The 21,272-nt window shown below is 68.3% G+C and carries 18 protein-coding genes; 3 read left to right on the top strand and 15 right to left on the bottom strand.

Translation table 11 applies throughout. The features are described from left to right. Positions 1–65: 65 nt before the first annotated feature. The 11 genes from ACH413_RS47110 to ACH413_RS47160 form a co-directional block, all read right to left on the bottom strand. The gene (locus ACH413_RS47110) at positions 66–2,390 is read right to left on the bottom strand and encodes a [protein-PII] uridylyltransferase (RefSeq protein ID WP_360047379.1); all 2,325 of its coding nucleotides are present in this window, start codon (positions 2,388–2,390) and stop codon (positions 66–68) included. 17 nt (positions 2,391–2,407) lie between these two features. Further along, a complete protein-coding gene (locus ACH413_RS47115) occupies positions 2,408–2,746 on the bottom strand; it encodes a P-II family nitrogen regulator (protein ID WP_030479675.1) in 339 nt (112 codons plus the stop codon). After that, positions 2,743–4,086: an ammonium transporter gene (locus ACH413_RS47120; RefSeq protein ID WP_360047380.1), complete on the bottom strand. Its 1,344-nt coding sequence runs from the start codon at positions 4,084–4,086 to the stop codon at positions 2,743–2,745. Before ACH413_RS47120 ends, ACH413_RS47115 begins: the two co-directional genes overlap by 4 nt. 252 nt (positions 4,087–4,338) lie before the next feature. After that, positions 4,339–6,117 (bottom strand): FtsX-like permease family protein, encoded by a 1,779-nt coding sequence (locus ACH413_RS47125; RefSeq protein ID WP_360047381.1) that lies wholly within the window; start codon positions 6,115–6,117, stop codon positions 4,339–4,341. 54 nt (positions 6,118–6,171) lie between these two features. Then, positions 6,172–7,695, bottom strand: coding sequence for an alpha/beta fold hydrolase (locus ACH413_RS47130; protein WP_360047382.1), 1,524 nt, complete (start codon positions 7,693–7,695; stop codon positions 6,172–6,174). Between the two features lie 122 nt (positions 7,696–7,817). Then, positions 7,818–8,810 carry an allantoicase gene (gene alc, locus ACH413_RS47135; protein ID WP_360047383.1) on the bottom strand — a complete coding sequence of 331 codons (993 nt, stop codon included), beginning with the start codon at positions 8,808–8,810 and terminating at the stop codon, positions 7,818–7,820. Further along, the gene (gene allB / locus ACH413_RS47140) at positions 8,807–10,096 is read right to left on the bottom strand and encodes an allantoinase AllB (protein ID WP_360047384.1); all 1,290 of its coding nucleotides are present in this window, start codon (positions 10,094–10,096) and stop codon (positions 8,807–8,809) included. Before allB ends, alc begins: the two co-directional genes overlap by 4 nt. Before the next feature lie 5 nt (positions 10,097–10,101). Then, a complete protein-coding gene (locus ACH413_RS47145; protein WP_360047385.1) occupies positions 10,102–11,106 on the bottom strand; it encodes a glycerate kinase in 1,005 nt (334 codons plus the stop codon). Continuing rightward, complete coding sequence (gene gcl / locus ACH413_RS47150) at positions 11,103–12,803, bottom strand: glyoxylate carboligase (RefSeq protein ID WP_360047386.1); 1,701 nt, start codon at positions 12,801–12,803, stop codon at positions 11,103–11,105. Before gcl ends, ACH413_RS47145 begins: the two co-directional genes overlap by 4 nt. A 4-nt stretch (positions 12,804–12,807) precedes the next feature. Beyond that, positions 12,808–13,665 (bottom strand): NAD(P)-binding domain-containing protein, encoded by an 858-nt coding sequence (locus ACH413_RS47155; RefSeq protein ID WP_360047387.1) that lies wholly within the window; start codon positions 13,663–13,665, stop codon positions 12,808–12,810. Then, a complete protein-coding gene (locus ACH413_RS47160; protein WP_360047388.1) occupies positions 13,662–14,408 on the bottom strand; it encodes a TIM barrel protein in 747 nt (248 codons plus the stop codon). The genes ACH413_RS47155 and ACH413_RS47160 overlap by 4 nt, the downstream gene beginning before the upstream one ends. Before the next feature lie 83 nt (positions 14,409–14,491). Between ACH413_RS47160 and uraD the strand changes: the two genes are divergently transcribed. Beyond that, complete coding sequence (gene uraD, locus ACH413_RS47165; RefSeq protein ID WP_360047389.1) at positions 14,492–15,013, top strand: 2-oxo-4-hydroxy-4-carboxy-5-ureidoimidazoline decarboxylase; 522 nt, start codon at positions 14,492–14,494, stop codon at positions 15,011–15,013. 4 nt (positions 15,014–15,017) lie between these two features. Next, positions 15,018–15,896 (top strand): factor-independent urate hydroxylase, encoded by an 879-nt coding sequence (gene pucL, locus ACH413_RS47170; RefSeq protein WP_360047390.1) that lies wholly within the window; start codon positions 15,018–15,020, stop codon positions 15,894–15,896. Here the strand turns inward: pucL and ACH413_RS47175 are convergent. From ACH413_RS47175 to aceB, 4 genes are all read right to left on the bottom strand, one after another. Then, positions 15,823–17,106: a hypothetical protein gene (locus ACH413_RS47175; protein ID WP_360047391.1), complete on the bottom strand. Its 1,284-nt coding sequence runs from the start codon at positions 17,104–17,106 to the stop codon at positions 15,823–15,825. The two genes, pucL and ACH413_RS47175, sit on opposite strands and share 74 nt — an antisense overlap. A 30-nt stretch (positions 17,107–17,136) precedes the next feature. Then, on the bottom strand, positions 17,137–17,604 hold the full coding sequence (locus ACH413_RS47180; RefSeq protein WP_360047392.1) for an Imm1 family immunity protein: 468 nt from the start codon (positions 17,602–17,604) through the stop codon (positions 17,137–17,139). A gap of 75 nt (positions 17,605–17,679) precedes the next feature. Beyond that, positions 17,680–18,849, bottom strand: coding sequence for a DUF6986 family protein (locus ACH413_RS47185; protein ID WP_360047393.1), 1,170 nt, complete (start codon positions 18,847–18,849; stop codon positions 17,680–17,682). Continuing rightward, positions 18,849–20,333 (bottom strand): malate synthase A, encoded by a 1,485-nt coding sequence (gene aceB, locus ACH413_RS47190; protein ID WP_360047394.1) that lies wholly within the window; start codon positions 20,331–20,333, stop codon positions 18,849–18,851. Before aceB ends, ACH413_RS47185 begins: the two co-directional genes overlap by 1 nt. 76 nt (positions 20,334–20,409) lie before the next feature. Here aceB and ACH413_RS47195 point away from each other — a divergent pair, with 76 nt between their 5' ends. Beyond that, on the top strand, positions 20,410–21,156 hold the full coding sequence (locus ACH413_RS47195; RefSeq protein WP_360047395.1) for an IclR family transcriptional regulator: 747 nt from the start codon (positions 20,410–20,412) through the stop codon (positions 21,154–21,156). Positions 21,157–21,272: the final 116 nt, after the last annotated feature.

The following is a 21,272-nucleotide window of genomic DNA, read 5'->3' on the forward strand; positions in this document are numbered from 1 at the left end:
CCGTGTTTCGGAACCGCGCAGGAGCGTGAGCACCCGGAGAGGTTGTGCGTAGAGCTACTCAACCTCTACCTGGCCGCGTCCAGCACCGCCCGTTCGATCCGGCGCCGGTCGAGGTCGGAGCCCGCGATGCTGAACGAGTCGACGACCGTCGCGCCCAACGTGGACACGCGCGCCCACTGCACGTCGGCACCGCACTGCTCCAGCGCCCCGGCCACGCGGTGCAGCAACCCGATCCGGTCCGCGGCCCGCAGTTCCAGCACCACCGCGCCGGTCGCCTCGTCGTCGAACCACAGCACCTTCGAGGGCGGCGGGTCGAGCGGCGGGCCGCCGTAGTCGCGTTCCTTCGCGGCGAGCTTGTCTGCCAGCGGAAGCGAGCCGTCGATCGCCCTGGAGAGCTGTTCCCGCAGCAGCGTCGCGTCCGGCAGCGAACCGAACCGCGGCGACACCGTGAACGCGTCCACCGTCGCGCCGCCGTGCGAGTGCAACGTCGCCGCGTGCACCTCCAGCGAGTTCAACGCGAGCACCCCGGCGGCCTTGGACAGCAGTCCAGGACGGTCCGGCGCGATCACCGTCACGAGCGCCGCGTGGTCCTGCTTCTCCAGCAGCACGTCCGGCTTTCCCGACGCCGCAACGCGTTCCGCCATCGCCACGTGCACCGGGTCGAGCGGTTCCGGTTTGGGCAACGGCTCTCCCGCCATCGCCTTGCGGCAGCGGGAGACCAGGTCGGCCATCAGCGCGGCCTTCCAGTCCGTCCACACGCCGGGCCCGGTCGCGATGGAGTCCGACTCCGCCAGCGCGTACAGCAGTTCCAGCAGGACCGCGTCACCGTTGAGCGTCTCCACCACGCGGTGCACGGTCGCCTCGTCCTCGACGTCCCGCCGGGTCGCGGTGTGCGGCAACAGCAGGTGGTGCCGCACCATCATCGACAACGTCTCGACGTCCTGCGGCCACAGCCCGATCCGTTCGCCGATCTGGGTCGCCAGCGCGGCCCCGACCTCGGAGTGGTCCTGCTGCCGGCCCTTGCCGATGTCGTGGATCAACGCGCCCAGCAGCAACAGGTCGGGCCGCGACACGGTGGTCACCAACCTGGCCGCGTGGGCGACGGTCTGCACCAGGTGCCGGTCGACCGTCCACATGTGCGCGGCGTCGCGCGGCGGCAGGTCCCGCACCGCACCCCACTCGGGGAACAGCCGGCCCCACAGATCCGTGCGGTCCAACGCTTCCACGACGTCCACGAGTCCACTGCCGCTGCCCAGCAACGCCAGCAGCTCCTCACGGGCCTCGCGGGGCCACGGCTGGCGCAGCTCCGGCGCCGAGTCCGCGAGCCGGGACAACGTGCCTGTCGCGATCGGGTGCTTGCTGCGTGCCGCCGCCGTCGCGACACGAAGCAACAACGCGGGATCACGGCTGGGAATCGCGTCCCGGGCGAGCGAGACCTCAGACCCGTGCAGCACCACGCCTTCGTCCAACGGCCTGCGCGGCGGCTGTCCCCTCAGGAACGCGCCGAGCCCCCGTTTCGGGGCGGCCGCACGGGCCGTTCGCATCGCCACGTCGAACGCGTAGACGACCGTCCGTGCGGCGGAGGAAAGCGAACGGGCCAAAGCGAAGCGGTCGGTCAGACCGAGTGCGGAGGCCACCTCGTCGCCGTCCTGCGCCCGCAGCACGTCACGAGGTTTCCGTGCGGCACGGCGAAGTTCGGTGCGCACGTCCAGCAGCAGCTTGCGGGCTTCGTCGACGTCGGCGGACGGTCTGTCCACCACCTGCGCGACCGACAGCGCGTCCAGGATCGTGACGTCCCGCAACCCGCCGCGGCCGTGCTTGAGGTCGGGTTCGACGCGGTGGGCGATCTCGCCGCTGCGGCCCCAGCGCTTCTGCGACGACTCGGCGATCTCGTCCAGCCGGTTGCGCACGTTCCCGCGCCACGCCTGCTTCGCGCCTTCGGCGAGCTTCTGGGTGACCTCGGGGTCGCCCGCGATGTGGCGGATGTCCAGCAGCCCCAACGCGGTGCGCAGATCGCCTGCCGCGACTCTCAGGGCTTCACCGACCGTGCGGACCGAGTGGTCGAGTCCGATGCCGGAGTTCCACAGTGGATACCAAAGCTTTTCGGCTATCTCGTCGACGTTCTTGACGCCGTTGTGCACCAGGACCAGATCCAGGTCGGAATAGGGCACGAGCTCGCGCCGCCCCAGCCCGCCGACCGCCACGAGCGCGATACCCGATCCGGATATCCCCGCTCCCCCCGCATGTTTGGTCAACCAGAACTCGTGCAGGTCCACGAGTGCTTCGCGCAAAGGTTCGGCGGCCAAGCGACGACGACCTGGCACGAGCAGCCTTTCGCGTGCTCGCACCAGGTCGTCAGCCGTGACGACGGCCGTTTGGTTGTTCTCCACGGGCCGTCTCCTAGTTGTTAAAGCGCATCCGATCCACGTTCGCCCGTGCGCACACGGACAACGGTTTCGACCGGAGTGACCCACACCTTGCCGTCGCCGATCTTGCCGGTGCGGGCGGCCTCGACCACCGCTTCCAGCACCTTCTCGACGGCCGTGTCGTCGATGACGACCTCGATCTTGATCTTGGGCACGAAGTCCACCGAGTACTCCGCACCGCGGTAGACCTCGGTGTGGCCCTTCTGGCGGCCGTAGCCCTGCACTTCACTGACCGTCATGCCCAGCACCCCGAGCTGTTCGAGGGCGCCCTTCACGTCGTCCAGGGTGAACGGCTTGATGATCGCGGTGACCAGCTTCATTTCTTGTTGCTCCCCTCGAGGACCGCGGTCGCGCCCGCGGCCACGCTCGGCTTGCCGGTACCACGCGCGCTGGTGAGGCTGCCGTACTCGTACGCCCGCTCAGCGTGCTCGGACTCGTCGATGCTCGCCACCTCGGCCTCTTCCGACGCGCGGAAGCCGACGGTGAACTTCACCAGGTAGCCGAGCGCGAGGCTCAGGACGAAGGAGTAGCCGAGCACCGCGAAGGCACCGACGGCCTGGCGCCAGAGCTGGTCGACGCCGCCGCCGTAGAACAGGCCGTTGACCTTGGCCGGGGCCGACTCGCTGGCGAACAGGCCGATCAGGATCGTGCCGGACAGACCACCGACGAGGTGCACGCCGACGACGTCGAGCGAGTCGTCGAAGCCGAAGCGGTACTTGAGCGACACGGCCAGGGCGCAGAGGACACCGGTGATCGCACCGATCGCGATGGCGCCGACCGGGGTGACCGACGAACAGGCGGGCGTGATCGCGACCAGGCCGGCGATGACACCGGACGCCGCACCGAGCGTGGTGGCCTTGCCGTCACGGATGCGCTCCGTGAGCAGCCAGCCGAGCATCGCCGCGCAGGTGGCGACGAGCGTGTTGATGAACGTGACACCGGCGGTGCCGTTCGCACCGAGAGCCGAACCGGCGTTGAACCCGAACCAGCCGAACCACAGCAGACCGGCGCCGAGCACGACCAGCGGCAGGCTGTGCGGCTTCATCGGCTCCTTCGGCCAGCCGACGCGCTTGCCGAGCACGATCGCGAGCGCCAGGCCGGCGGCACCGGCGTTGATGTGGACCGCCGTACCACCGGCGAAGTCGATCGCGAGGAGCTTGTTGGCGATCCAGCCACCGGGGTCGGTGACGTTGCCGTCCTTGTCCTTGTCGGCGAAGTCGAACACCCAGTGCGCGACCGGGAAGTAGACGATCGTCGCCCACAGACCCGCGAACAGCAGCCACGGGCCGAAGCGGGCGCGGTCCGCGATCGCACCGGAGATCAGCGCGACCGTGATGATCGCGAACATCGCCTGGAACGCCACGAACACGGTGCTCGGGATCTTGCCGAACAACGAGTCGGCACCCAGCAGCCCGTCGAGGCCGAAGAACTCGAACGGCTTGCCCACCAGGCCGCCGCCGACGTCCGCGCCGAATGCCGTCGAGTACCCGAACAGCACCCAGAGGACACCGACCACGGCCATCGCGCCAAGGCTCATCATCATCATGTTGAGCACGCTCTTCGAACGGACCATGCCTCCGTAGAAGAAGGCAAGGCCCGGCGTCATCAGCAGCACCAATGCGGCGCTGGTGAGCACCCAGGCGGTGTCCCCTGTATCCACTTCGACCTCCACTGCACGTCGGTTGCAGGGAGCATCGAGATGTCCTGTTTCACCCACCCACGCCCAACGTTTCGCGGAGGTGAACTGTCGACCTGGACGTGTTACGTCCGCGTTTCGCGGCGTTCACGGACACGATTCGGCCACCTCACCGCGTCGAGGTGATAACGAGCCGTAGTCGCGAGCCGTAGTCGGAGGCTCCCCTTCCGGGGCATTGCGGCGGCGCGAGGCGAGCCCGCCGGCCACTCCGGGTTCTCATTCGCGGCGGACCGACTCCGCACCGGTGCTCCGCCCCAGCAGAGCCAGCGGTGTCGAGGCGATCAGCAACGCCGCCACCAGACCGCACGCGACCACCACCGCGAACCCGAGCGTCGGCAACGGTCCCTTCGTCGCGGCCAGCGTGAGCACGCCCAGCACCACGCCGAGCCCGGTCATCGCCACCAGCGGCACGCCCGTCTCCAGCAACACGACCCTGCGCAACTGACCGAGCGTCGTGCCGGACGCGCGCAGCAACGCGAACGACCGCCGCCGTTCGAGCACGCCTCCCACCGCGCCGGCGGCCAGACCGCATCCCGCCACCACCACGATGACGACGAGGGAGAAGTGGACGGCCGACTCGACGTCGTTCCAGAGCCGTTGCTCGCGCAGCACGAACTCGCGGCGGGTGTTGATGATGGCCCGTGGCGCGGCGACGGCCTCGCGGGTGCGGATGCGTTCCTCGTCGTCCACCGTGCCGTCGCTGACGATCTGGCGGTCGCGGCCGTCGAACACGGTCACGACGCCGGGTGGGGTGGCGGTGCCGGGCAGGTCGCCGTACGCGCTGACCAGGCCGCTGAGGTAGGTCGCCGCGAAGGCCGCGAACACCAGGGCGCCCGCCGCCCGGAACGACGCCTTCGGGTCCTGCTCGATCCGCCGCGCGGCCAGCACCGTGGTAGCGCTGGAGGCGTGCGCGAGCAGCCGTCCGATCTGCAGGCACACCCACGGCCCCACGATCGTCACGCCGACCAAGGTCGCGATCATGAACAACGGCGCCAGCTCGTCGAAGCCGGCCGACGAGGTGTACGTGACCAGGAACAACCCGCCGAGGCCGATCACCAGCGGCAGCACGCGCACGGCGGTCGGCGGTTTCGACGCGGCACGCCGGAGGATCCCGAGCGGCCCGATGTCGACGCGGCGCAACGAGAGCACGGACACCACGACCGCGAGCAACGGCACGAGAACCAGCACGGCCAACGGCGCGCGCACATCAGCGGCGTGGAACGGGAAGCCCTCGTACGTCATCGAGGAAGCGAACACCCGACGCAGCACTTCGTAGGCGACCCAACCCGCGAACGTTCCCGCCACAGCGGCGATCCCGGTCTCGGCGGCCGCGATCAACGCCGTCTGCGACCGGGTGGCGCCGACCAGCCTCAACGCGGCCAGGCGGCGTTCCCGTTGGGCCGCGGCGATTCTGGTCGCCATCGCCACGAACACCGCGACGGGCACGAGCAGCAGCAACGCCGCGATCCCGAGAAGGATCCGGGTGAACGCGAAGAACGCGTGGTCGGGCTCGGTGGCGATGCCGGACGCGGTGAACATGCCGGGCACCTGCCCGCCGACCACGGCGACGAGTTGCGCGGGATGGGCCAGCAGGTCCACGGGAATCGTGCCGACGACCACGCCCGGATAGCGATCATCGAGTTGATCGTCCGGAGTGGACTCGAACAGGCGTTGCATCGCCGGTGAGGCAACGACTTCACCTGGACGCGGCAACGGAAAGCCCGGCGAGGGCGCGGAGGGACCGACGTCGGCGACGTGGATCCGCAGCATCTGCTCGCCGTGGAAGTAGTCGGTGACGGCCAGCCACTGCACAGAGCCGGAACCGGGCGTGTCCGCGCGGGTGTACTGCCACGCCGAATGGTCGGAACGCCCCTGCATCGCGCCCTGAGCCGCGAGACAGAGCATCAACACCGTGACGCCAACGGCCACACCGGCTGCCGTGAACGCGAAACGCGCCCACGCACCCTTTCCGCGAGGCCACCACAGGCCAGCCATGGCGCAGGACTATACCCCCGGCGTATACACCGGGGGTATAGTGATTGACCAGCGTTAGCGAACCGAGAACGGGCCGGACGGGATCCGCGGCTTCACGGACATGACCGACTGGGCCGGCGGCTCGACCGCGGCGCACGAGGTGCCGTTGCGCGGCAGCTTGAGCGACACCAGGTACTCGTTGTTGATCTTCAGCGTGCACTCGCTGCGGTCGTAGACGCCGTGGCCCCAGCCTTCGTAGGTCACGAAGACGGTGGTGTCACGGGTCTGACGGTGCGCGTTGACCGCCCACTCGTACGCCGTCGCCGGGTCGTGCTTGGCGTTGGTGAGCAGGATCTTCGGCGAGTTCTTGATCTTCAGCGTGCGCTGCGGGTTCGTGGCCTTCGGGAACCCGACGCAACCCATCATGGCTCCGTGGCCGAGCGACGAGCCACGCGTGTTCGGCGCGATCCGGTACTCCGACTTCACCAGCGACTGGTACTCGCCCCACGAGCTGACGCGGAGGTTGTAGTCGTTGCAGAAGATGCCCGGGAACGGGTTGTCGAACGTCTCGTCAGCGGCGAACGCCGAGAAGGCCGACTTCGGCGCCTGCGTGCCGTCGATGATCTGCTTGATCTGCTCGGCGAACCGCTGCCAGCTCGGCCCGTAGGCCATGCTGACCACGCCGCCACCGAGGTCCTCCGGCGTCATCTTTACGGTCGGGTCCCACGGCGCGGGCACCTCACCGCGCTCCGCCTTGGCCAGCAGGTCCTTCCAGATCTTGCGGAGGTCCTGGCCGGCGAACGGCGAGGTCGCCGTGCGGTCGTTCCACTTGATCCACTCGTTGAACGAGTCCTCGGCCGTGCGCGCCTCGGAGTCGAGGAACTGCTTGGTGCCGAGGCTGTGGTCCATGTTGGAGTCGATGATCATGGCGCGGATGTTCTTGCCGAACTTCTCCGCGTAGTGCTGGCCCATGATCGTGCCGTAGGAGATGCCGTAGTAGTTGATCTTCTGCTCGCCCAGGGCGCGGCGGATGGAGTCGATGTCCTGCGCCACCTCCGCGGTCGAGGCGAAGTTGAAGATCGCGCCGCTCTGCTTGGCGCAGTCCTCGCGCAGCGCCTTGTTGAACGTGACCAGCGCGTCGAACTCGGCCTTGGTCTTCGGGTAGCTCGACGGCGTCTTCTGCAGCAGCTCCGCCGAGCACTTGATCGGCGCACTGCGCGCGACACCACGCGGGTCGAACCCGATGACGTCGAACTTGTCGATGATCTCCTTGCTGAAGTACCCGTCGGCGAACATCGAGAAGTCGACGCCCGACCCGCCCGGTCCGCCGGGGTTGATCACCATCGCGCCGATGCGCTTGGACGGGTCGGCCGCCTTCAGGCGCGACACGGCCAGCTTGAACTTCTCACCGTTCGGCTTCTTGTAGTCGATCGGCAACTCGAGGAAGCCGCAGTCGACCGTCGGCTTCTCCTCGCACGGCTTCCAGTCGATCGCGCCGACCTGGTACTCCGGCTGCCCTTCCGGAGCCGCGATCGCGACCTGACTCGCGCCTAGAACCAATGCAGAACTGGCGATCGCGGCGCCAAAGGCGCGCACCATCGGTTGCATGGAATTCCTCCCTGGATCCCCGAACTTGCGGGAGGAACGCTTCCACCGATCGTGTGACGCAGACAACCGACCTAGGTAGGGAGAAGAATCAGACCGTGGTCGTACAACCACAGTCAGTTAGTCGTTTTGGCCCACATCGACTGCAGATGCCATAGGCCGTCACTCGTAGGAGTGCCGAGGATTCGGAGGCGTGCCATTCCGCCGTCCGGATAGATGTCGAGCCGCACGGCCGTCGCCTCGGTCGCCTCCACGACGAACCGGTGCCGCGTGTCGGGCTGCAGCCGGGTGCGCGGAAGCAGGTCGAACCACGTGTCCGGATCCGTGCGCTCGTCGCAGCCGCGGACGGACGCCCAGCCCGGCGCGTTGCCCTTGAAGTGACTGGTGTCGAGCTCCACGAGCTGCACGGCACCGGGTGCGGCGAGCCGGAGCGACACCCAGTCGTTGCCGTCGTCACGCCGCCGCGCGGTCTCCCAGCCCTCCCCCATGACCGTGGCCTGACCAGGGGCGATGAGGTTGTTGGGCGAGCTGTAGAACATGTTGCTGCAGCCGGTGACGACCGCGCCGTTCTCCAGCGCGGCCAGGTCGATGCCACCCACGAGCAGACGCGGGTCGGCGAGCGGTTCGCCGTGCACGCGCAACCGGGCCACACCGCCGTCAGGGTCGATGGTCAGCCGTACGTGCGTGACGCGGCGTCCCTCGGTGACGTCGAAGTAGTGCTTCTCGTCGCCCTTCAGCGCCGTGCGTTCGACCAGCGGGAACCACTCGGTGATCTCGTCGCCGGACGGGTAGCCGTCGACCTGGGCGCCCTCGACCCAGCAGAACGGCGGGTAGTTGCCCTTGAAGAACGCCGTGTCGACGACGACCCCGCGCACAACGCCGGGCATGCCGAGCCGGACCACCGCCTGGTCCACGCCCGCCTCACGCCGGCGGCGGGTCTCCCAGCCGTCGTAGACCTGGCCTTTGTGACCGAAGGTGTAGGTCTGGTAGACCGGCTCGGCGGGCTTGATCAGGTTCTCCCGCTCGGCGAACAGCTCGTCGTTCGCCCACAGCACACCACCTCCGACCGCGCGCGAGGCGAGATCGGGCAGCCGGGTCCACTCGGTCATGCTTCTCCTCTGCGTAGCAACTTGCCCTGGGTCTGACTGATTTCCTTGCCCCGCAACCACGTCTGCCTGACGACGCCGTTCAGCGTGCGGCCGTGGTACGGCGTCACGGGGTTGCGGTGGTGGAGCTTGTTCTTGTCCACCACGAAGGTCTCGTCCGGTGCGAACACCACGAGGTCCGCGTCCTTGCCGACCTCGATGGCGCCCTTGGTCTCCAGCCCGACCTGGCGCGCCGGATGCGTTGCCATCCAGCGGACTACGTCGGTGAGCTGGAAGCCGCGCTCCCGTGCGCCCGTCCACACCGCCGGCAGCCCGAGCTGCAACGACGCGATGCCACCCCACGCCGTCGCGAAGTCGCCTTCCTTCAGCTCCACCGTGCTCGGCGAGTGGTCGCTGACGACCAGGTCGATCACGCCGTCGCGCAGTCCCTGCCACAACGCCTCGCGGTTCTCCGCCTCACGGATCGGCGGGCAGCACTTGAACTCCGTCTGCCCGTCGTGGATCTCCTCGGCGGTGAACGTGAGGTAGTGCGGACAGGTCTCGGCACTGATCCGCAGGCTCTCGCGCTTGGCGGCCTCCAGGATCGAGAGCGCGTCCGACGACGAGAGGTGCAGGACGTGCGTGCGAGCACCGGTCTTGCGGGTCAGCTCCACGACGTCGCTGATCGCCTTGTTCTCGGCCTCGCGCGGCCGTGACGCCAGGAAGCCCGCGTAGTCCGGCTCCGAGTCACGGACCGTGTGCGCGTCCTCGGCGTGCACGATCGTCAACGCGTCGAGCGTGGCCAACTGCCGCAGCGCCACTTCCAGGTCCGCGGTGGTCACCGCCGGGAACTCGTCCACGCCCGAGTGCAGCAGGAAGCACTTGAAGCCGAAGACGCCGGCCTCGTGCAACGGCTTCAGGTCGGCGAGGTTGCCGGGGATGATGCCGCCCCAGAACCCGACGTCCACCGAGACGGTCGCCGCGGCCTTGCGCTTGATCTCCAGCGCCGCCACCTCGACCGTCGGCGGGATGCTGTTGAGCGGCATGTCGATGATCGTCGTGACGCCACCCGCGGCGGCGGCCCTGGTCGCCGTCTCGAAGCCCTCCCACTCGCTGCGGCCCGGGTCGTTGACGTGCACGTGCGTGTCGACCAGGCCTGGCAGCAGCACCTCGTCGTCGGCGAGGTGCACGACGTTCGGCGAGTCGATGTGCGGTTCGACGGCGACGATCCTGCCGTCGGCGACACCGACGTCGCACGCGATCTCACCCTGCGGGGTCACGACCCTGCGGGCGCGGAAGACCAGGTCCATGGCACTCACTCTGACACCCAGTCGCGGGCGATGCGACCGCCGAGATCAACCAGCAGCGTCTCCGCCCTGGCCATGCACCTCGTCACGTCCGGCTCGATGTCCAACAGCGCGTAGGCGGCCTTGAGCCCCAGGTCACCGGGTTCGACCGAGCACTGCCCCGCCACCGCGACCACCGGCACGTCACCGGAGGCCTTCACCACCCCGTACGGCGCCTTGCCGTGCCGGGTCTGCGCGTCCAGCGACCCCTCGCCCGTGATCACCAGCGACGCGTCCGTCACGGCTTCGGCGAACCCGGCCAGTTCGAGCACCACCTCGATGCCGGGCCGGAACCGCGCGCCCAGCACCGCGAGCGCCGCGAACCCGATCCCGCCGGCCGCGCCCGCTCCCGGTTTTGAGGCGTACTCCGGGCCCACGAGCTGGGCGAACGCTTCGAGCCGCGCTTCGAGGATCTCCACCTGCTCGGGTGAAGCCCCCTTCTGCGGCCCGTAGACCGCCGCGGCCCCGGACGGACCGAGCAGCGGGTTGTCCACGTCCGAGGCCAGCACCAGGTCGACGCCGCCGAACGACGCCTTGCCCAGCGCCTCCAGCATCCCCGCGCCGCCGTCCGTGCACGCGCTGCCGCCCAGCCCGAGCACGATCGTGGTGCAGCCGACGTCCAGAGCGGCTTTCAGCAGCTCACCGACGCCGTAACTGGTGGCGTCGAGGGGCGCGGGCCGGTCCAGCAACGTCAGCCCGGCCGCCGAAGCCACCTCGACCACGGCGGTCGTGCCCTTGACCGCGAACGACGCGGGCACCGGCTTGCCGACCGGCCCGGTGACCCAGCGCCCCACCTTCATGAACCCGGCGGCGACGGCGGCGTCGACGGTGCCGTCGCCGCCGTCGGCCACCGGGAGGAGGCGCACGTCCACGTCCGGGACCGCCTCCCGCAGGCCGCGCGCGACGGCGGCAGCGACCTGCGGGGCGGTGAGCGATCCCTTGAACTTGTCCGGCGCGACGATCACTGAGCTCACGGGAGCGGCTCGAATTCCTTCATCGCGGCGATCGACGTGCCGTTCGCGGTGTTGCCCTCGCGTTCGATCATGATCTCCACGAGGACGGGGCGGCTGGTCCTGTCCGCCTCCTTGCGCGCCCACTCCAGCGAGCCGCGGATCTCGCTCGGATCGGCGACCCGGACGCCGGAGCAGCCGTAGGCCTCCATGATCTTCACGTTGTCCGAGCCGCTCGTGTCGTAGTGGATGTCGACCTCGTACTTCATGTCGTAGCCACCGTGGTCCTCGGCCATCCTGATCAGGCCGAGGTACTCGTTGTTCAGCATGATCAGCACGAACGGCACGTCGTACTGGGCGCCGACCGCGAGCTCCTCCACGAGGAACTGGAACGAGTAGTCGCCGACGATGCCGACGACCTCAGCGTCCGGCCGCGCCTTCTTCACGCCGATCGCCGCCGGGATCTCCCAGCCGAGCGGACCGGCCTGGCCGCAGACCTGGTAGTGCCGCGGCTTGTGCGCTTTCTGGTGCTGGCCGGACCAGATCTGGTAGAGCCCGATGGCCGTGACGAAGTAGGTGTCCGGGCCGTAGAACTCGTTGATCTCCTTGAAGACCCTCGGCGCCTTGACCGGCACGGTCTCGAAGTCCTCGCGCCGCAGCAGCGTCCGCTTGAGTTCCTGGCAGCGGTCGACCCACGCGCCGGCCGCGCGCGGACCACGTTCACGAGCCTTTTCCAGCAACGCCTGCAGGAACAGCTTGGTGTCCGCGACGATCCCGAGGTCGGGCCCGAACACCTTGCCGATCTGCGTCGGTTCGACGTCGACGTGGATGAACTTGCGGTCGCCGCGGTAGGTCGCGAGGTCACCGGTGTGCCGATCGCCGAACCGCGCGCCCAGAGCCAGCACCAGGTCCGACTCCAGGAACGACGCGTTTCCGTAGCGCTGCGAGGTCTGGATGCCGGTCATGCCGGCGTAGAGCGGGTGGTCCTCGTCGATCGCGCCCTTGCCCATCAGCGTGGCCTGGATCGGGATCTGCAGGAACTCGGCCAGGTCCAGCAGCTCGGCGGACGCCTCGCCGAGGATGACACCGCCACCCGCGAGCAGCAGCGGGCGTTCCGCGGCCAGCAGCATCTCCAGCGCGCGCTCGACCCGCGCGTCGGAGGGCACGACTTTCGGCACCGGCAACGGTTCGTCGATCGTGGAGTCCCACTCGATCTCCTGCTTCTGCACGTCGATCGGCAGGTCGATCAGGACCGGGCCCGGCCGGCCGGAGCGGGCGATCCGGAACGCCTCGCGGAAGATCCACGGCATCTGCGCGGCTTCCTTGACCTGCACCGCCCACTTGGTGACGGGCGCGGCGATCGAGACGATGTCGACGGCCTGGAACGCCTCCTGGTGCAGCTTCGACACCGCGGCCTGGCCGGTGATGCAGAGGATCGGCACGGAGTCGGCCTGCGCGGTGTAGAGCCCGGTGATCATGTTCGTGCCGGCGGGACCGGAGGTGCCGATCGCGACGCCGACGTTGCCGGTCGTGCGCGACCAGCCGTCCGCCATGTGCGTGGCGCCCTCCTCGTGCCGCACGATCAGGTGCTCGATCGAGCCGTCCTGCTCCATCGCCTTGTACAGCGGCAGGATCGCGGCGCCGGGGCAGCCGAACACGGTGTCGATGCCCTCGGACTTCAGGACCTCGACGACCGCCTGCATGACTGGGATCTTCGGCATCTGGCTACGACCTTCCCGCGAAGTTCTCGATGACCTTGAGCAGCGCGGAGTGGTCGAGCGACCCGTAACCCTGCGCGCGTGCCGCCGCGACCAGTGCGGCGATCTGGTTGGTGACCGGCAGTGCGACGTCGGCGGCGCGTGCCGCGTCCAGTGCGATGCCCATGTCCTTGTGGTGCAGGTCGATCCGGAAGCCGGGCTGGAACTCGCGCGCGATCATCGACTCGCGCTTCAGGTCCAGGATCCGGTTCGCCGCGAGACCGCCCGCGAGCACGTCCAGGCCCGCCTTCGGGTCGACGCCGGACGCCTCGAGCAGCACGATCGACTCGGCCACGAGGGCGTAGATGCCGCCGACCATCAGCTGGTTCGCGGCCTTCACGACCTGGCCGGCGCCGTGCGGTCCGACGTGGACGATCGTCTTGCCGACGACCTCCAGGAACGGCCTGGCGGCGGCGAAGTCGGCCTCGTCGCCGCCCACCATGATGCTGAGCGACGCCTGCACCGCGCCGGTCTGGCCGCCGCTGACCGGCGCGTCGAGCACGCGGACGTTCGACAGCTTCTTCGCGATCCCGATCGATGTGGACGGGCGGATCGTGCTCATGTCGATCAGCAGCGTGCCGTCGTCGAACGTGACCTCGTCGATCACCGCCTCGACCTGCGGGTGGTTCGGCAGCATCGTGATGACGACCTCGGCGCCGCTCACGGCCTCCTGTGCTGACGAAGCAGCCTTGCCACCGTCGGCAGCGAGCTTCTCCAGCGAGGCGGAGCTGAGGTCGAAGCCCGTCACGTCGTGCCCGGCGGCTACGAGGTGGGCCGCCATCGGGCTGCCCATGATGCCGAGTCCGATGAAACCGATCCTGGTCATGCGTTGTCCCTCCAAGCGAAGGAGTGGGTGACGGGCTTGTACTCGGCGCCGACGAAGCCCGTGTAGCCGTTGGCGCGGAGTTTCTGCAGGTGCCCGAAGAGGTCGAGCTCGCCGGTGCCGGGCTCGCCGCGTCCGGGAGCGTCGGCGATCTGCACGTGACCGATGCGGTCGACGTGGTCGGCGAGGAGGTCGAGGTCGTCGCCGTTCGTGGCGAGGTGGTAGAGGTCCGCGAGCAGCTTCACGTTGCCGCGGTCGATCTCGTCGATGAGCTCGAACGCCTGGTGGGCGGTCTTGATCGGGTACTTCGGCGCGCCGCTGAGCGGTTCGATCACGAGCTGGGCGCCGATCTCCGCCGCGACGTCGGCGGCGAAGCGGTAGTTGGAGACGGTCTGCGCGGTCGTCTCGAAGTTGCCGTGCAGCGCGTTGAGCGTGCGGCAGCCGAGGCGGGCCGCGATGGCCGCGGTGATCTCGACGTTCGTCCGGAACTCGGTCTCGCGGCCGGGCCAGCTCGCGAGCCCGCGATCTCCGGCCGGCATGTCGCCCGCGAAGAAGTTGAGGCCGACGAGGCGCACCTGCGCGTCGACGATGGCGTTCTCGAACGCCTCGATCTCCCGTGTCTCGGGTACGGCGTCCGCGAACGGCCACCAGATCTCGACCGCGTCGAACCCGGCGGCCCGCGCCGCTTGCGGGCGTTCCAGCAAGGGCAGCTCAGTGAAGAGCATGGACAGGTTTGCGTCGAACATCTTGGGCTGTTCCTTCCACATTGCGGAAGTTGGATTTCGCTCTATGGAGACACTAGACATCTCGCGCAGCCCGGGTCAAGAATGTGGAAGTTAGATTCCGCGATACAGAAACTTGGAGAGCCGTGGACAGCTTCAACAGCGCCCCGGAGGCCGAACTGCGACCTCTGCTCACCGAGTGCCTCGCGGTACCCCGCTGGATCGACGCGATGGTGGCGGGCAGGCCCTACGCGTCGATGGATGCTCTCCTCGCGGCTTCTTCGGTTGCCGCACAAGGACTTTCCGACGAGGAGGTGCTCGGCGCCATCGCCGGGCACCCGCGCATCGGCGAACGACAGAAGACAGGTGGGGTGTCGGCGAAGTGGTCGCGGTCCGAACAGTCCGGTGTGGACGCCTCCCAGGCTGATCGCCTGGCGGAGGCCAACGCCGCGTACGAGGATCGGTTCGGGCACATCTACCTGGTGTGCGCGACCGGCCTGAGCGGTGCGGAGATGCTCGGCAACCTGTCCAGTCGCATGGACAACCCGCCGGACGTGGAGCTCCGCGTCGTCAACGACGAACTCGCGAAGATCGCCGCCTTGCGGCTGCAGAAGCTGATCGGGAGCTGATTTCATGGCCATCGTCCTGGGCCCCAACCAGTACGGAAAGGCGGAGAACCGCCTCGTCACGGTGTCGCGCAACGGTTCCGTGCACACCATCAAAGACCTGACCGTCAGCACCTCGCTGCGCGGAGACCTCTCGGACACGCACCTGACCGGCGACAACGCCAAGGTGCTCGCGACCGACACGCAGAAGAACACCGTCTACGCCTTCGCCAAGGAGGCGCCGGTCGGTGAGATCGAGGACTTCGCGCTACGCCTCGGCCACCACTTCGTGGGCACGCAGGAGGCCATTTCCGGCGCGCGGATCCTGATCGACGAGCACGCGTGGGAGCGCATCGACGGCCACGACCACGCGTTCTCGCAGGGGTCGAACGAGAAGCGCACCACCGCCGTGACGATCGAGGGCTCTCAGGCCTGGGTCGTGTCGGGCGTACGCGACCTCGTGGTGCTGAAGTCGACGGGTTCGGAGTTCCACGGCTATCCGAAGGACCCGTACACGACGCTGAAGGAGACGAACGACCGCATCCTCGCGACGTCCGTGACGGCCCGCTGGCGTTACGCCGGCACGGACGTCGACTGGGCGAAGTCGTTCACCGAGATCCGGTCCGTGATGCTGAAGACGTTCGCGGACAAGCATTCCCTGTCGTTGCAGCAGACGCTGTACGCGATGGGCGAGGCCGTGCTGAACGCACGGCCGGAGGTCGCCGAGGTGCGGCTCTCCATGCCGAACAAGCACCACTTCCTGGTGGACCTGAGCGCGTTCGGCCTGGAGAACGACAACGAGGTGTTCTACGCCGCGGACCGCCCGTACGGGCTCATCGAGGGCTCGATCCTGCGGGACGACGCTCCGGACGCGGGCCAGGCCTGGAGTACTTTGCCAGCCTTCTGAACACCACCGGGTTGAGCAGGCTCGCAGGCGTCGCGACCATGTGCACGACCCGGACGAAGCGGCGGAACAGGTCGGGGTCGTGCACGATCCCGGCCTGCCACTTCTTCAGGTACCAGCCCAACAGGCCACCGCGCTGGGTCTCCACCCAGCTGCGGTCGGCGTTGCTGGACATCGCCCACGGCCCCTTCGAGGCTTTCGCGATCTTCCGCTGGAACGCCCGGCACCCCTTGGCGCTGAAGTCCTTGTGCCGCCGGAACAACAGCGCCTCCATCGCGGCCACCGTGATCCCTTGCCCGTACACGGGGTTGAACGCGCACACGGCGTCTCCGACCGCCACGAGCCCGCCCGGCCAGTTCGCGACGTCCTCGAAAGCGTTGCGACGACTGGCCGTGCGCGCGAACAGGTAGACGGGCGTGAGCGGTTCGGCGTCGGCGAGCAACTTCGAAATGGGCACCCGCAACGAGTTCAGGAACTCCTGGTACCCGTCGAGGTCGCGCGGCGGGTGATCGCCGACAGCGCCCTGCGCGGTGACCATGATCCGGTCGCCCTCGACGCGCATCGCCGCGACCCCGCGCGGCAGATCCGGCGCGGACAGACTTTCCGCGTACACCACGGGAAAGTCGTCCGGCGCGGTGTAGATCCGGGTCGCGTAGCCGGTGCCCGAGTCGACCACCTCGGGCTCCGGCGTGGTGATCCCCGCTTCGGCGAGCCAGGCAGCCAGCTTCGACGACCGCCCGGACGCGTCCACGACCAGGTCCGCGTCGACCCTGCCGTCCCGCGTGAGCACGCCATCGACGTTGCCGTCGCGGAACGACAACCCGGTGATGTGCACGCCGTCCACGATCTCGGCGGTGACGCGCCGCCTGACGCAGGTCTCCAGCAGCGGACGGCTCAACGACAGCAGCGGCATGCCCATGTGCGTCGTGGCGAGCCAGCCGAGAGGGTTGAGGATCTGCATGTCCCCCGCGTCAGCGAGCACCGCGCCTTCCGCCACGAGTTCGTCGCGCAGTCCGGGAAACAGCTCTTCCAGGAGTTCGCCGCCGCGCACCAGCAGTCCGTGCGTGTGTCTGCCCTGCGGCACACCCGCTCGGTACTCGGGCTCGTTCGTCAGCTTGTCGCGTTCCAGGACAACGACTTCGTCGCACGTCTCGGTCAGCACCCGAGCGGCGAGCAAGCCGGCGATTCCCCCACCCATCACCACGGCCTTCATGCAGCCATCTAACCAGCGCTCAGCTGAGAGTCAGCGGTTCTCGCTCGTGCGCAACGACATCTGCTGATCACGCCACGAGTGGAACAGGTCCGCCTCGGAGTACCAGCCGACGCCGGTCGGCCGTTCGCCGGAGACCATGAACTCGATCAGCAGCTGCCGGAACAGGCCGAGCGGGACGCCGACGCCGGGCGGGAAGTCCGTGTACTTCTCGTTGACGTACGGCGCTTCCTCGGACCCTTTGGGCCAGCCCATGAAGGTGTTGTCGACGTAGTACATGTAGCCCCACGCGCCGCGCACGGCGAGCACGACGTTGTGGTCCGGGTCGCCCTCGGCCGTGAGGTCGCGGCCGAAGTGGTCGAGCGACCCGTCGTTGCACTCGGGCCGCCCCAGCAGCCTGATCAACGTGTCCACGTCCGCCTCGCACGCGACGACCTGGTACTTGTGCTCGGCAGCGTCGAGGTCGGGTAGCCCGGTCCACAGGCCCGCTCGCATGCTCATGCGAGCCACCCTGCACCCATTGCCCGCACTATTCGACACCCATTGACAGAACCACACGAACGGGTGATGACCCGATCAGCTCGATCGGGTGGCGAGCCCCCGCAGTGCTGACTCGTCCAGACCCGTCGCCACCTGCACTTCCACCGGATCGAGCGCACCGCAGTCCACCGCTCGGAGGAAGAACGATGACAGCGCCTGGGCGGTCGCCGGCTCGTCCAGAACGCCTCCTGAGACGTTCTGCACGTACGCCTTCAAACGTGCCGCGTCCGCTTCCAGACCTTCGCGGTAGAAACCGTAAACAGCCGCATATCGTGTCACCAGTTGTGCCGGGTGCAGGTCCCAACCCTGGTAGAAACCGTGTTCCAGCGACCGTCGCGTCAGCCGGTAGTGCGTGTCCCAGCCGTGCTTCTTCTGGTCGCCGACGGGCAGCACGTTGGTGGAGCCGTCCGAGAGGCGGACACCCGTGCCAGCAGCGGAAACCTGCATCACGTGCCGGGCGAAGTCGCACGCGCCGTGGGCCAGGTGCTGCTGCGCGGCGGAAAGCCCGCAGCCCGCCGTGTAGTCGTAGGTGCCGAAGTGCAGACCTGTCACCCGGCCGCGGCCCGCCTCGATGAACCGCGGGATGGCGAGACGGCCGGTGCTGTCCACGATGGACTGCGTGGTCTCGACCTGGATCTCGAACTTCAGGTCCTTGCCGAAGAGGTCGAGCACCTCCCCGAACACCTCGACCTGGTCGACTGATGTCACCTTCGGAAAAGTGATGACGAAACCTGGCGGAATCTCTCCCAGTGCTGTCAGGAAGATGTCCAGCGTGCGCAGTCCGCGCTCGCGCAACTCGGCCGTGTCGAACGACTTGATCCGCAGCCCGAACGACGGCGGCGCGGTGCCGTCGGCGAGCCAGCGCGACACGAGGTTCGCCGTGCTCTCGGCGTCCATGTCCTCGACGTCGTCCTCGGGCGCGCCGTAGCCGTCCTCGAAGTCGATCCGCAGGTCCTCGACCGGCTCTCGGCGGAGCTTGTCCTCGACGCGCTTCAGCACGCCCTCGGGCAGTTCCGGGAGAAGTTCCGGTTCGATCGACTCCAGCGCCTCGCGGCCCCAGTCGGCGATCGTGGACCCGATGATGCGACCGGCGGGCACGTAGCAGGTGTGCACGGGCTGACGGCCCGTCGGCCAGCCGCGTTCCACAGTGGACAGCCGCGCGGTCACCCGCGCGACGTCCTCCGGGGACAGCGATGTCTCGTACATCAGATGCGCTCGTACGCCGGCAGCGTCAGGAAGTCGACGAAGTCCTCGGACAACGCGACCTGCTCGAACAGCTCGACGGCCGCAGCGACGTGCGGGCCCTCCAGCTCGTTCCCGACCCGCGTCAGCACTTCCCGCACGGCGTCGGCGGTGACCTGCGTGCCGTCGTCGAGCACGACCTTGTTGTTGATCCACTGCCAGATCTGCGACCTGCTGATCTCCGCGGTGGCCGCGTCCTCCATCAGGTTGTGGATCGCCGCCGCGCCGTTGCCGCCCAGCCAGGACGCGATGTAGCGCACGCCGACGTCGACCGCGGCCTCCAGCCCGGCCCGCGTCGCCGCGCCACCCGCGGACTTGAAGTCGAGCAGTTGCTCGGCCGTGACGCTGACCTCCGGACGCTGCTTGTCGATCTGGTTCGGCCGGTCACCCAGCACCCCGTCGAAGATCTCGCGGCAAATCGGCACGAGATCAGGATGCGCAACCCACGACCCGTCGAAACCATCGTTCGCCTCGCGCGTCTTGTCCTCGCGGACCTTGCGCAACGCGTTCTCGGTGACTTCGGGGTCACGGCGGTTGGGGATGAACGCGGCCATGCCACCCATGGCGAACGCCCCGCGCTTGTGGCACGTCTTCACCAGAAGCTCGGTGTACGCGCGCATGAACGGCGCCGTCATCGTCACGCTGTTGCGGTCCGGCAGCACGTAGTCCGCACCCGCGTCACGGAAGTACTTGATGACGCTGAAGAGGTAGTCCCACCGACCGGCGTTGAGCCCCGACGCGTGGTCACGCAGTTCGTAGAGGATCTCGTCCATCTGGAACGCGGCCGGAATCGTCTCGATGAGCACCGTGGCCCTGATGGTGCCGTGCGGAACGCCCTTGAGCTTCTGCGCCGTCGTGAAGACGTCGTTCCACAGCCGTGCTTCGAGGTGCGACTCCATCTTCGGCAGGTAGTAGTACGGCTTGCCGAGTTCGGCGTTGTGGAAGAAGTGCAGTCCGAAGTCCACAAGCGCGCCAACGGCGTTCTTGCCGCCGAACTGGAGGTTGCGCTCGTCGAGGTGCCACCCGCGCGGCCGCACGACGATCGCCGGGTACGGCCCGCCCTTGAGCTTGTACTCCTTGCCCTCCGGCGAGGTGAACTCGATCGTCTCGCGCGCCGCCTCGTACAGGTTCACCTGCCCCTGCACGACGTTGTCCCAGTGCGGCGTGTTCGCGTCTTCGAGGTCCGCGAGCCACACCTTCGCCCCGGAGTTCAGGGCGTTGATCGTCATCTTGCGCTCGGTGGGCCCGGTGATCTCGACGCGCCGATCCCGCAGTGCCTCCGGCGCTTCAGCCACCTGCCACTCACCGTCACGCACGTGCTGCGTCTCGGGCAGGAACCCGAGGGGCCGGCGCTCCTTGCGAAGGGCGAGCAACTCGTCCCTGCGGGCGGCGTGCGCCTCATGCAGCTTCGCGACGAACTCAAGAGCCTCTTCGGTCAGGACCTGCACCTGGATCCACCTCTCTCGGTTTTGCTGTGTGGACTATAGTTTTTGCATTGCGGAACTGCAATGAGAGGAGCCGCACGTGTCCACTGGTGGCGTGCAGTCCTTGCAAAGAGCCTTCGACCTGCTGGAACGCCTGGCAGACGCAGGCGGCGAAGCCTCACTTTCCGAGCTCGCGGCATCGTCGGGCCTACCGCTGCCCACGATCCACCGCCTGATCCGCACCCTTGTCACGCTGGGCTATGTGCGCCAGAACAGCAACCGGCGCTACACCCTCGGCTCGCGCCTGATCCGCCTCGGCGAGACCGCCTCACGCCAGTACGGCACGTGGGCACGCCCACTGCTGTCGCAACTGGTCGACTCGGTGGAGGAAACGGCGAACCTCGCCGTGCTGGACGGCGACGAGGTCGTCTACGTGGCGCAGGTGCCGTCGAAGCACTCGATGCGCATGTTCACGGAGGTGGGCCGCCGCCTGCTGCCGCACGGCACCGGCGTGGGCAAGGCGATGCTCTCGCAGCTGCCGCGTTCGGACGTGCGCGCGCTGCTGGAACGCACGGGCCTGCCCGCGTACACGTCGAACACGATCACGGACGCGAGCGAACTCTTGGACTCGCTCGACGAGATAGCGGAGCGCGGGTTCGCGCTGGACGAGTCCGAGCAGGAGTTGGGCGTGCGGTGCATCGCGGTGCCGGTGATCGGCGGCCCAACGCTGGCCGCGGTGTCGGTGTCAGGCCCAGAGGGACGACTGACGAAGGACGCGGTAGCCAGAATCCTGCCGGAGGTACTGGCAGTCGCGAAGCGACTGGCAGACCAGGCCGCAACCGCCTAGGCAACACAACTCACCCGCGATGCCGAAGGCGAGCCGTCCTTACCAAACGGGCTGGGCGGTGGGGTCCCGTCACGAGTCGCGCCACAGCTCTTGCTGCATCAGGTCAGGGGTGTCAA

Source organism: Lentzea sp. NPDC020367, assembly GCF_044387305.1.
Classification (GTDB): domain Bacteria; phylum Actinomycetota; class Actinomycetes; order Mycobacteriales; family Pseudonocardiaceae; genus Lentzea.